Annotated in this window: 10 protein-coding genes; 5 read left to right on the top strand and 5 right to left on the bottom strand. The window is 71.6% G+C overall.

Annotated elements, in window-relative coordinates; all coding sequences use genetic code 11:
- Positions 1–23: 23 nt before the first annotated feature.
- Positions 24–1,862: a hypothetical protein gene (locus ACFZBU_RS11395; RefSeq protein WP_391583270.1), complete on the bottom strand. Its 1,839-nt coding sequence runs from the start codon at positions 1,860–1,862 to the stop codon at positions 24–26.
- Positions 1,863–1,958: 96 nt separating this feature from the next.
- Positions 1,959–2,522, bottom strand: a complete 564-nt coding sequence (locus ACFZBU_RS11390; protein ID WP_391583269.1) for a sigma-70 family RNA polymerase sigma factor — start codon at positions 2,520–2,522, stop codon at positions 1,959–1,961.
- 408 nt (positions 2,523–2,930) lie between these two features.
- Here ACFZBU_RS11390 and ACFZBU_RS11385 point away from each other — a divergent pair, with 408 nt between their 5' ends.
- The 4 genes from ACFZBU_RS11385 (at position 2,931) to ACFZBU_RS11370 (ending at position 8,715) form a co-directional block, all read left to right on the top strand.
- Entirely contained in the window at positions 2,931–4,583 is a 1,653-nt protein-coding gene (locus tag ACFZBU_RS11385) for a PucR family transcriptional regulator (protein WP_391583268.1), read from the top strand.
- 224 nt (positions 4,584–4,807) lie between these two features.
- Complete coding sequence (locus tag ACFZBU_RS11380) at positions 4,808–6,253, top strand: diaminopimelate decarboxylase (RefSeq protein ID WP_391583267.1); 1,446 nt, start codon at positions 4,808–4,810, stop codon at positions 6,251–6,253.
- Positions 6,250–7,083 carry a M55 family metallopeptidase gene (locus tag ACFZBU_RS11375; protein WP_391583266.1) on the top strand — a complete coding sequence of 278 codons (834 nt, stop codon included), beginning with the start codon at positions 6,250–6,252 and terminating at the stop codon, positions 7,081–7,083. Before ACFZBU_RS11380 ends, ACFZBU_RS11375 begins: the two co-directional genes overlap by 4 nt.
- Positions 7,084–7,185: 102 nt before the next feature.
- Positions 7,186–8,715 carry an amino acid permease gene (locus ACFZBU_RS11370; protein WP_391583265.1) on the top strand — a complete coding sequence of 510 codons (1,530 nt, stop codon included), beginning with the start codon at positions 7,186–7,188 and terminating at the stop codon, positions 8,713–8,715.
- A gap of 151 nt (positions 8,716–8,866) precedes the next feature.
- On the opposite strand, the gene ACFZBU_RS11365 is transcribed toward ACFZBU_RS11370, so the two are convergent.
- A complete protein-coding gene (locus ACFZBU_RS11365) occupies positions 8,867–9,145 on the bottom strand; it encodes a hypothetical protein (protein ID WP_391583264.1) in 279 nt (92 codons plus the stop codon).
- A gap of 187 nt (positions 9,146–9,332) precedes the next feature.
- On the bottom strand, positions 9,333–9,686 hold the full coding sequence (locus ACFZBU_RS11360) for a VOC family protein (RefSeq protein WP_391583263.1): 354 nt from the start codon (positions 9,684–9,686) through the stop codon (positions 9,333–9,335).
- Positions 9,687–9,854: 168 nt separating this feature from the next.
- On the opposite strand from ACFZBU_RS11360, the gene ACFZBU_RS11355 reads away from it, so the two are divergent.
- Complete coding sequence (locus ACFZBU_RS11355) at positions 9,855–10,331, top strand: winged helix-turn-helix transcriptional regulator (protein WP_391583262.1); 477 nt, start codon at positions 9,855–9,857, stop codon at positions 10,329–10,331.
- 19 nt (positions 10,332–10,350) lie between these two features.
- Here the strand turns inward: ACFZBU_RS11355 and ACFZBU_RS11350 are convergent, their stop codons facing one another.
- Positions 10,351–11,184: a class II glutamine amidotransferase gene (locus ACFZBU_RS11350; protein WP_391583261.1), complete on the bottom strand. Its 834-nt coding sequence runs from the start codon at positions 11,182–11,184 to the stop codon at positions 10,351–10,353.
- Positions 11,185–11,543 lie beyond the last annotated feature (359 nt).

Genomic DNA, 11,543 nt, shown 5'->3' with positions numbered 1-11,543 from the left:
GGCCGAGGGCCGGGGGTTGCGAGCTACGACGGCGAACCGGGAGGCGACGGTTCGGGGTCGCGGGGCGGGCGGGGCCCGGAGGCGGGGCCGTGCGGGGGTTCGGCGTCGCGGGTGGGGTGGGGTTCCTGGGTGGGTTGCGTGTCGGGGGTCGGGTGAGGGTCGCGTGTGGGGTGGGCGTCGTGCGCGGGTTCCGAGTCGCGCGCCGAATCGGGCGCGGTGGTCGGCGCGGTGGTCCGCGCGGTGGTCGGTTCGGCGACGGGAGCCGGTCCCGGGCCGCCGACCGGCTCCCGGCCCGGAGTCGGCTCCCGGCGTGCCGACACGGCGGGTACGAAACTCCCTTCGTGCTCCGAGGGCACCGCCGCACTCGACGTCCGTGGGGGGAGCCCGAGCCCGGGTTCGCCGACGGGGGGAACGGGTTCGCGGTTCGTGTCGACGGGAGGGACGGGTTCGCGGTTCGCATCCACGGGGAGAACGGGTTCGCGGGGCATGTCCACGGAAGGGACCGGCTCGCGGTTCACATCCAGGGAAGGGGTCGGCTCGCGCGTCGCCTCAGTGACCGGCTCCCGGTTCGCATCCACGGAAGGGGCCGGCTCGCGTGTCGCCTCGACGGCAGGCGCCCCGGTCGGGGTCGTCCGTGCCGACGGTCGGGACGTGTTCGCAGCGGCCGACCCGCTCGACGAGCGCGCGGGAGGCTGGGCGACCGCGGTACGAGCCGAGACGGCCGGCGCCGTCGTTCCGGCCGGCTCCGCGTTTGCCACCGGCTCCGCGGCCTCCGTACCGGTGCGCGCCGCTCGCGGCTCCGAAGCGGCCGTCGCGCGCTCCTCCTCCGCGAACCACTCGGCACGACCCGTGCCCGGCCGGGAGACCGGCGCGGGAGCGGGCGGGAGCACCGGCGGAATCGTCGGCAGCACACGGGCGAGCGCCGCACCGAGTGCGTTGCTCGCGACTACCAAGGGGGTGCCCGGTACCGCGACTCGACCGTGCACATCGGTCAGCAACGCCCGTACGTGGCCCCGACCCGGTCCGCCGAGCAGCACCCGCAACGAGGGCGCGGCACCCTGCGGCTCGGCGAGTTCGGGCGGGAGCGGGTCGGGCAGTTCCGGGGTCACCAGGAACGCGGGCAGGCCCAGCCGAGCCGGTTTGGCGCCGGCGGTCCGGTACGCGTCCCGTACCGGCGGTCCGGGCACGTCGCGGTGCACGCCGTCGGCGACCACGACCTGACCGCCCGGCAACCGGGCGTCCAACTGCGCGGCGACGGCCTGGAACAGGGCCGGCCCCGAACGCGGATCGCCCTGCACGCACACCATGGGCGGACCGACAACGAGGTCGAGGAACACGCAGTCCAGGTCGCGCTCACCGAGGGCGACCACAACCGGTCTGGTTCCCTCGGCGTCCGGCGTGACCGAGGGCAACTCCGCCCTGGCGGCCGTCCAGGCCCACGGATCGTCCGGGACCGCCTGCCAAAGGCCCCTGGGCGGCGGCATGTCGGCGGCGGCGAACAACACCGTCACCGTGGTGTCGCCGACGACGGCGGCGTACGGCCGACCGGGCGCGGCGGCGAACTTCGCCGCCACCAGCGCACGTTCCGCATCCCGCCAGGTCGCGCTCGCGCCCAACCGCTCCGCGAGCACCCGCAGCGAACGCCGGTACCGCAGCCAGGCCCGCGCCGGGGCGGTGAACGCGTATGCCGTCAGGGCGACTTCCCGCCACAAACGACGCCCGGCCGCTTTCCAGCCGCCGAGTCGCATCGCAATGAAGCGGATGATCAGGAAGATCACCAGGGCGGCGGCCGCGATGCCGCCCCAGCGCAGGATCGCCTCGCGATGATCTCGGATGAAGTCGAGCGGATCGGTGTTCCTCATGTGCCCGGCAACCCTCTCCGTCGAACGCCCACCAAGACCATCCGCTCGCGGTGCCGCGCTCTCGACGCGACCGACCGGAAACCGGATTTCGGGTGCTTATCCTGCACTGCGCTCCTCCAGGGCCTGGCGCAGGGCGCGGATCGCGTAGTGGGTACGGGACTTCGCCGTTCCGACCGGTATGCCCAGGAGTTCGGCGGCCTGCTTGAGATCGCGATCGCGCAGCACCGTCTCGGCGAGGATTTCGCGATGTGCCGCGGTCAGCGAGGGCAGTGCGTCGGCCACGGCCATCTTCCAGAGCAGGGGCTCCCATGGATCGTCGGCCGGCAGGTACTCGAGCGGTTCGGGGCTGCACTCCTGCGGCCGGGCGCGACGCGCACGACGGTCGTCCATGACGATCCGGCGCGCCACCGTCGCCAGCCACGGCATCAGATCGGACGTGTTGTCCGCAATCGTGCCCGCATGACGCCACGCCCGCAGCATGGTCTCCTGCACGACGTCCTCGGCCCAGGGCCGGTCCCCGTCGGTGAGCTTGAGACAGAAGGACAGCAATGGCATGGAATAGCGCCGGTAAACCAGTTCGGCGAGTTCCGCGAGTTTGGCCTCATATGTCGAACGTGCCTGATTACCGGTGTCGTGATCATGGGTACAGAAGGACGTCACGGCCTTGGCCCCTCACTTCCCCCGATGTGTCGGCTCGGATCGCGAACACTAACTACGCCAAGCTACAAGTCCGTTGGATCTGTGCTGAATTTGAGGATCCGGGGTCCGCCGCATGCCGGAGACGCAAATGATCACCCGGGAAAGGGCGTCCGTTTCCGGATTCCTGTCCCGGATATCAACGAATTGACGGGCCGTCGGCGAACCGGGACGAGATCATTTACATCTTCTCGGCGGAAATTTCGGCAAAGGGCGGGAAATTGGATGAAGGACCCGAACCTCGACGGAACCCCGGAACCGATCGGAAGGGCCGGCGTACCTCCGGTGCCGCGCGAGCACGTGCTCGCCCGGGCGACGCGAGGCCGTCGCCGCGTGCGGGGGACGACCCTCGCCGCGCGCGATCATGGACGTATGAACGAGCGTGAACCCTCCCGCCGTCCCGCCGCGGCGACGCTTTCCCGGGTCCTGGACCTGATCGATCCCGGGATCCTCGACGTCGTGGTCGCGCCGCGCGGGACCGAGGTGCCGGTGCGCGGGGTCACCCTGTACGACCTCGGCGACGAGGACGCGGACGGCACGACGCTCGCCGGGATGATCCTCCTCGCGGTCGGAGTGGACCCGCGCGGGCACGGCGCGGTCGAGGCCGTCCGGGCGGCCCGCCGCGCGGGGGCGAGCGCGCTGGTGATCCGGCGCGGCGCGGACCCCGTGGACGCGGCCGTGGTCGAGGCGGCCGAGCACGGCGACACCGCCGTACTCACCCGCCATCCCGGACGCGGGTGGACCGACGTGCTGGGCCTGCTGCGCAACGCCTGCGCCCAGAGCAGCCCCTCCGAACTCGCCACGGTCGACAGCCTGCGCCCGGGCGACCTGTCGGGCCTGGCCAACACGGTCGCCGACCTGGTGGGCGGCGCGATCACGATCGAGGATCCGCAGTCGCGGGTGCTGGCCTACTCCCGGATGGACCACGAGCCGGACCCCATGCGCCGGGTGACCATCCTGAACCAGCAGGTGCCGCGCTGGCGCGTCGCCGAACTGCGCGAAAGCGGCTTCTTTCGCACCCTGTGGAGCACCGACGACGTGGTCCGGCTGCCCGCCGACGACCGCTACGCGGAACGGCTGGCGATCGCGGTGCGCGACGGCGGCGAGGTGCTCGGGTCGCTCTGGGCCGCGGCCGACGGCCACCCGCTCGCGCCGGACGCGACGGCCGCCCTGCGCACCGCCGCCCGGGCGGCCGTGCCGCACCTGGTCCACCACGAGACCCGCGGCCGCGAGGCGGCACGCCGTCGCGAGGCGGCGGTGCACACCTTGCTGACCGGCGGCGCGGGCGCGGAGCAGGCGGCCCGGACGGTGGGGGTGCGCCCGGATCGGCCGCACACCGTGACCGTGGTCGAGGCGTACGAGCACCCGGCGACGGAGTTCGCCTCCGATGCGCCCACTCCCGCGGAGCAGCGCGTGCTCGACGTGCTCGCGTTGCAGGCGGCGGCGCTTCGGCCGGGGTGTGTGACGGCACGGGCCGGTCGACGCCTGTACGTGCTGATGCCGGCGGGCGAGACGCACACCGACCCCGCGCGCGACCTGGTCGCCACCGCGCGCTCGGTTCCCGGCACGGTGGTCTTCGCCGGCGTCGGTCCCATGGCGCAGCGGCCGGCCGAGCTGCCCGGTGCGCGCGAGGACGCCGAGATCGTGGTGCGCGTGCTGCGCGAGCGGGCGGTGGCCACGGGCGTGCCCGCGTCGGCGTCGGCGCTGTCCTCCGACGTGGTCTCGGAAGCGGCCCTGGTGCGCCTGCTGGACCGCGTCGAGCCGCTGTGGCCGATGGCCGGGCCGGTGCACGCGATGGTCGAGCACGATCGTGCGCACGGATCGGAGTACTCCGCCTCGGTCGGCGCCTACCTGAGCGCCTTCGGCGACACCGTGGCCGCCGCGCACGGGCTGAGCGTGCACCCGAACACCCTGCGCTACCGGCTGCGCCGGGCCAGGGAGCTCTTCGGCGTGGACCTGGACGACCCGACGGGCCGGCTGCTCGCCGACATCGGGCTGCGCCTGGCGCATCGGGCGCGGGGGTGAGTCCCCGGAGAGCGGCCGCCACGACCCCCGGCGCGCCCTGGTGAGCCCTCGGGTCCCCGGCGCGCCCGGGTGGGTTTCGAGGCCGGAGCCCGGGCCCGTGCACGAATGAGCCGGCCCGACGGCCGGATTCCATGATCATTTTCCTGTCGGGACAGACAATCGAAGCCCGCCCCTTTGGTCGCGCCCCACGCTGACTCCCGCACACGCCCGGCTCCAAGCTGTGCATGCGACTCGAACGAGCCGCGAACACCGGAGAGATTCGAGGTGTGGTGCGCGTGACTTCCGCAGCGGCCCTACGGCGTCGATCGGCCCGAGACGCGGCCCTGGCCCACGTCGTGGAGCAGGGCCTGCTCGGCCCCGAGCAGCCCCTGCTGGGCCTACTGGACGTGGACGGCATCCGAGCCTCGGTCGACGCGCTGACCGCGGCCTTCGGCGAGACACCCGTACTGCACACGTTCGCCGCCAAGGCATGCGGCCTGGTCCCGGTCCTGCACCTGCTCGCCGACGCGGGCATGGGCTGCGAGGTCGCCTCGCCCGGTGAACTCGAACAGGCCCTGGCGGCCGGATTCAGCCCCGACCGGCTCGTCCTGGACAGCCCGGCCAAGACCGTCGAGGAACTTCGCCACGCCCTCGCCCACGGCATCGCCGTCAACGTCGACAACTTCCAGGAACTCGCCCGCATCGACGCGATCGTCGCCGACCGCCCGGCCGCGGGACCGATCGGGATCCGAGTCAACCCGCAGGTCGGCGCCGGCACGATCGGCGCGATGAGCACCGCGACCACCACGTCCAAGTTCGGCATCGCGCTGCGCGACCCGGGAGCCGTCGAGGCCGTGGTCGAGGCCTTCGCCCGCAGGCCGTGGCTCAACCGCCTGCACGCGCACGTCGGCTCCCAGGGCTGCCCGCTGCGGCTGATCGCCGCCGGCCTGCGCGCCACGTACGAACTCGCCGAGCACATCAACACCGTCCTGGGCCGCCGACAGATCACCGACCTGGACATCGGCGGCGGCCTGCCGGTGAACTTCGCCGGCGACGAGGACGACCCGACCTTCGCCGACTACGTCGCCGAACTGCGCGGCACCGTGCCCGAACTCCTCAACGGCCGCTACCGGCTGGTCACCGAGTTCGGCCGCTCGCTGCTCGCCAAGAACGGCACGATCGCCTCGCGCGTGGAGTACACCAAGTCCTCCGGCGGCCGACGGATCGCGATCACCCACGCGGGTGCGCAGGTCGCCACCCGCACGGTGTTCATGCCCCAGGCGTGGCCGCTGCGCGTGGGCGCGTTCGACGCGCACGGCCGGCCCAAGAACGCAGCGGAGGAGATCCAGGACGTCGCCGGCCCGTGCTGCTTCGCCGGCGACCTGACCGCCGTCGGGCGCGCCCTGCCCCTGCTCGAACCGGGCGACGTCGTCGCGCTGTACGACACCGGTGCCTACTACTTCTCGTCCCACTTCGCCTACAACTCGCTGCCGCGCCCGGCCGTCTACGGCTACCGCGTCGTGCACGACACGGTGCACCTGGCCGTCGTCCGCGAGGCGCAGACCATCCGCGAAGTGGTCCGGGAAAGCGGTGCGGCCCACGTGCACGCCCTGGTGGACCCGACGCCCGCGGACTCCGCGGGGAACCGGTCCCACGACGACTGTCCCGATCCCGAGGAGGTGGCGATGTGACCCGCGTCCTGATCTCCGCCGACATGGAGGGCGCCACCGGCACCGTGCTGCCGGCCGACGTGACCGCAGGCAACCCGCGCTACGAACGCTTTCGACGCCTGCTCACCGGCGACGTGAACGCGGCCGTGGCCGGATTCCTGGACGCCGGCGCCGACGAGGTGATCGTCAACGACGCCCACTGCGGCATGGACAACGTGCTGTTGGAGGAACTCGACCCGCGCGCGCTGCTCATCGTCGGCCGCAACAAGCCCCTCGGCATGCTCCAGGGGCTCGAACTCGACGTGGACGCACTGGCGTTCGTCGGCTACCACACCGGTGCGGGCGAGGCCGGCGTACTCGCCCACACCTACCTCTCGCACAGCATCCTCGCCGTGCGCATCGACGGACGACCGGTCGACGAGGGAGGCTTCAACGCGCTCGTCGCCGCCGAGGCCGGCGTCCCGGTGGTCCTGGTCACCGGCGACGACGCGACCTGCGCCGAGGCGGGCCGGTACGCGCCGGGCTGCCGCACGGTCACGGTCAAGACGGCGATCTCGCGCCACGCGGCGATCTGCCGTACCCCCGCCGCGACCTCGACCGACATCCGCCGCGAGGCCGCCGCCGCGCTGGCGGGCCCGCCGGAGCGGCCCACCGCGATGCCCGCCCCGCACGTGGTCGAGGTCGACGTGGACAGCCCGTACCTCGCCGAACGCGCGAGCGCGACGGCCGGTATCGACGTCGTCGGCGCACGCACCGTCCGCCTGGAGGCCCCCGACGCGCGCGAGGCGCTGCGCCGGTTCCGGGCACTGACCTGGGTGATCGGCGCGGGCCGCGAGGGCGACTGGACCTGAGACGGTCCCCTCCCCGCCGCGACCTCCCGGACCGACCCGCCGGCCCGCGCCGTCCCCTCCGCCACCCGCTGCTTCCCCCGTTCCCGCCTTGCAGGAGTCCCCATGCCGCAGCACACATCTCCGACCGAGCAACCCCGACTCAGTCGTTCGCTCCGCAACCGGCACATGGCCATGATCGCGATCGGCGGGGCGATCGGGGCCGGTCTCTTCGTCGGCAGCGGCAGCGTCATCAAGACGGCCGGCCCGGCGGCGATCGTGTCCTACTGTCTCGCCGGCGCGCTGGTGTTGTGCACCATGCGCATGCTCGGCGAGATGGTCGTCGCGAGACCGTCCTCGGGATCGTTCTCCGACTACGCGCGCAGTGCGATCGGGCCCTGGGCGGGCTTCACGATCGGCTGGCTGTACTGGTACTACTACGTGATCATCGTGGCCGTCGAGGCGGTCGCGGGCGCCGCGATCCTGCACGCCTGGCTCGACCTGCCCCTGTGGGTGTTGGCGATGGCCCTGATGGCGGTGATGACCGCGACGAACCTGCTGTCGGTGAAGTCCTTCGGCGAGTTCGAGTTCTGGTTCTCCTCCGTCAAGGTCGCCGCGATCATCGCCTTCCTGGTGGTCGGCTCTCTGCACGTGTTCGGCGCGTGGCCCGGCAGTTCGTTCGACTTCTCCAACCTCACCTCGCACGGGGGCTTCGCGCCGAACGGCTTCACCTCGATCTTCTCCGCCATCGTCGTGGTCATCTTCGCCTTCGGCGGCGCCGAGATCGTCACGATCGCGGCCGCGGAGAGCAGGGAACCCGAGCGCTCGGTGGCGCGCGCCACCACCGGCATCATCTGGCGGATCATCCTGTTCTACGTCGGCTCGATCTTCCTCGTCGTCACGATCGTCCCGTGGGACGGCGCCGAGGTGCTGGCGAGCCCGTACGTCGCCGCGTGGGACATCATCGGCCTGCCGGGTGCCGGCACCGTGATGGACGTGGTGATCCTCACCGCGGTGCTCAGCGTGCTCAACTCCTCGGTGTACGTGTCCTCGCGGATGCTCTTCGCGTTGGCCGCGCACGGCGACGCGCCCAAGTGGTCGGTCAAGACCAGCAAGCGCAACGTCCCGGTCCGGGCGATCCTGGCCGGCACGGTCGTCGGCTGGGTCTCGGTCCTGCTCGCCTACCTGTCGCCGGACACCGTGTTCACCTACCTGGTCAACTCCTCCGGTGCGATCGCCATCTTCATGTACGTCATGATCGGCGCCTCGCAACTGCGCATGCGTCGCCGACTGGAGCGCGAGGCGCCGGAGCGACTGACCCTGAAGATGTGGCTGTTCCCCTACCTGACCTGGATCGTCATGGCGGGCTTCGGCGCCGTGCTCGTGGCCATGGCGGTCATCGACGACCAGCGCACCCAGCTGTTCACCAGCCTGGGCAGCCTCGCGGTCGTGCTCGCCGCGTACGGGATACGCCGGACGTACGGCCCACGCCTCACCGGGGCGGGTGCGAGTCGAGGCCCGAAGATCGTCGCGGAACCCGTGGCCGCCTCGGGCGAGGCGCATCGGGCGTCGTCACTCGGCCAACCGCAGGACATCGACGGCGGGACGGATGCCCGGCCGGATGCCCGGGTCGATCGGGTTGCCTCGACCGAGTGACCGACGGGGGAGCGGCGCCCGGCGTCCGCACCCACGCCCGTGCCCGCCTGCGCGATTGCGCCGGCGGGCACGGGCGTGCGGTGGTGAAGCCGGGGTTCGCCGCAGGCCGTCTCCGCGAGGTGGCTCGCGTGTTCGCCCCGCGGTGATGGGCTCAGGAGTCCGTGAGCACCCACAACTGCCAGACGCCCGCAGGCCGGCACTCGTACCGATTGGCGCCGTTGTCCAGGTACCACTGACCACGCGCGTGGCAGCCGCCGAGGTCGTCGGGCGCGAAGTCCTGCACATGGTGCCAACCCGGGCCGACCGCAGGCCGGGTGGTGGAGCCGGTCGCGGGCCCGGCCGCGACCGACGCCTGGGCAACGGCCGCCGCGGGCGCAGCCAGGAGCGCAACGGCGGTGGCCAGTACGGCGAACCTCTTCGTGACGTTCACGATGTTCCCTCCGGAACGATCGACGGGACATGTCGACCTCCCGTTTCCGCGAAGCACTGCCTTCATGCACGGGGTCGAGGGTCGGCACACCGAGGGCCCCCGGACACGAGTCACGGCACCGAACGCGGGCACCCGCCGATGCCGTGGGCCGACCGAGTCCGGCCCACGGCCGGCCCGACGCCCGGGCTCAGCCGTGCTGCTTGAACTGAATGATCTGGAGGTAGTTCCCGTCAGGGTCTGCGAAGGTCCCGAAGCGGCCGGACGGGCGATCCTCGACGGGAACGAGCCAGTCCGCCCCGGCCGCTCGCAACTGGGCCTCGACGGCGTCGAAGTCGTCGACATGGAAGTTGAGGATCATTCGCCCCGGTTCACCGTTCCTCGGTTCGACGTCCTCGCGCTGCTCGATGACCAACAGGAAGCCGCCGAGGTCGATGGGCCCTTCTCCCTCGTATCCGGGTGCGAGCGCCCTGCGGTACCAGTCGCGCAGCTCCGCGGGACGCGTGGTGCCGAGAAGGATGCTGCCGGGCTTCGAAGTTGTCATTCCGGATCTCCTGTGTCGTCGGATGGAAGGGCTGTGGCGCCCGGCCGAGAAAGTCGCCTCAGCGCGAAAATGTGGTGACGAAGTCCCGTTCCGAATCAACTTGCATCATGCAAGTCACTCTAGTCCCGCGCGCTTTCATGATGCAAGCACCCCGGTAGACTGGGGCGCATGCTGGGGAAGACGTATGACTCGCAGGTATGTTCGATTGCGCGTGCCCTGGAGGTGATCGGCGAACGCTGGAGCCCGCTCATCGTCCGTGACGCCCTGTTCGCGGGGGCGACCCGCTACAGCGACTTCCAGCGCAGCCTGGGCATTGCGACCAACATCCTCAAGGCTCGCCTCGACGGCTTCGTCGAGGCGGGGATCATGCGCCGCCACAGGTACTCCGAGCAGCCCGAACTGTACGAGTACCTGCTGACCGACAAGGGACGCGCACTCGAGCCCGCACTGATCGCGCTCTCCGAGTGGGGCGATCAGTGGGTGACCGAGGGGGAGCCGCCGATCCTGTACACCCACTCGGCGTGCGACGGCGGGATCAGCGTGCAGACGGTGTGCGCGAACTGCGGTCGCGTGGACGATCCGGCCGAGATCCGAGCGACGATCGGGCCCGGCATGCCTCCCGAACGTATTCCGCGGAAGGCATGAGCCGGCCCGGCGGTGGACGCTACCCGGGCAGCGGGGCGAAGGGGTGCATCTCGTCGCCTCCGGGTTGCACGACGCCGTAGCTGCTTTCGGGGACCTCGTTCCAGGCGCCGGGAAGGTCACCGAGGGGCTCCGACACGACGAGGCGGGTCTCGTCGGAGACGTCGCGCAGGAATGCCACATCGGGGTGGAGCGCTCGCAGTGTGTCCACCCTGGTGCTGTAGAAGAGCGAGCGGGAGTCCTTCCGGCTGGAGTAGCGGAATGCCCACAATCGTGCTCCGTCGGTCAACGCGATCGTCATCTGCAGCGGGAACTCCACACCGTGCCGCCGACCGGTGTCCTCCACCAGGCCGGCCATCCGTGCGACGGCGCCCGGGGGGTCCTGCTCCAGGCCGAGGGTCAGCGCCAGGAAGAACATGAGTTCGGAGTCCGTCGCACCCTCGATGTCGGGGAAGAGCCCCGGGTCGACGGCCAGGGTCAGATCTCGCTTGATGCGGTGGAAGTCGGCGATGGCGCCGTTGTGCATCCACATCCAATTCCCGTGCCGGAACGGGTGACAGTTGCTCTGTTGCACCGCGGTGCCCGTCGAAGCGCGGATGTGCGCGAAGAACAGGCCGGAACGGACGTGGTCGGCAATCTCCCGGAGGTTGCGATTGCTCCAGGCCGGCCCGATGTCCCGAACGAGTGCCGGGGCGTCGACGTCGGGCGTGTACCAGCCGACACCGAACCCGTCGCCGTTGGTCGTCTCGACGCCCAACCGCGAGTGCAGGCTCTGATCGATCAGGGAGTGCGCCGGTTTGTAGAGGATGGTGTCGAGCAGGACGGGTGTTCCCACGTAAGCAAGCCAACGGCACATCGGCTATCGCCTCCCGGTCTTCGGGTCTGCGCCGCGCGATATTCGGGTCTGCGCTCGGGGCCGGGCCGCGCCGCGCCGCCCGAACGGGCCACGAGCACAGCGTGCGGTTTCCCGGCCTCCGGGGTCGTCCCTGCCGCGGCGATCGAGAACGCCCGGATTCTCGGGGATGCGCGGACGGGGCGCTCCGCACCCACCTCGGCCACGCACGCGCATCGACGTCGTGTCCGTCCGTGCCGCCCACGGGCTCCACGTCCCTCCTATCGACCATAGGCATCCCTGCCGGTGGCCGCACCCGGGCGGAGGCCGATACGGAAGGGGGAGGGGCCTGGGGTCGGCGATCGCCGGCGCTGCGATCGGCG

It is taken from the genome of Embleya sp. NPDC008237, assembly GCF_042956465.1.
GTDB lineage: Bacteria > Actinomycetota > Actinomycetes > Streptomycetales > Streptomycetaceae > Embleya.
This window is presented reverse-complemented; position numbering and strand designations above follow the sequence as displayed.

What these genes read in the sequence shown, in the direction of transcription:
- ACFZBU_RS11395 (WP_391583270.1), bottom strand. Translation starts at nt 1,862, where the DNA reads ATGAGGAACACCGATCCGCTCGACTTCATCCGAGATCATCGCGAGGCG.
- ACFZBU_RS11385 (WP_391583268.1), top strand. Translation starts at nt 2,931, where the DNA reads ATGAACGAGCGTGAACCCTCCCGCCGTCCCGCCGCGGCGACGCTTTCC.
- ACFZBU_RS11380 (WP_391583267.1), top strand. Translation starts at nt 4,808, where the DNA reads ATGCGACTCGAACGAGCCGCGAACACCGGAGAGATTCGAGGTGTGGTG.
- ACFZBU_RS11370 (WP_391583265.1), top strand. Translation starts at nt 7,186, where the DNA reads ATGCCGCAGCACACATCTCCGACCGAGCAACCCCGACTCAGTCGTTCG.
- ACFZBU_RS11360 (WP_391583263.1), bottom strand. Translation starts at nt 9,686, where the DNA reads ATGACAACTTCGAAGCCCGGCAGCATCCTTCTCGGCACCACGCGTCCC.
- ACFZBU_RS11355 (WP_391583262.1), top strand. Translation starts at nt 9,855, where the DNA reads ATGCTGGGGAAGACGTATGACTCGCAGGTATGTTCGATTGCGCGTGCC.
- ACFZBU_RS11350 (WP_391583261.1), bottom strand. Translation starts at nt 11,184, where the DNA reads ATGTGCCGTTGGCTTGCTTACGTGGGAACACCCGTCCTGCTCGACACC.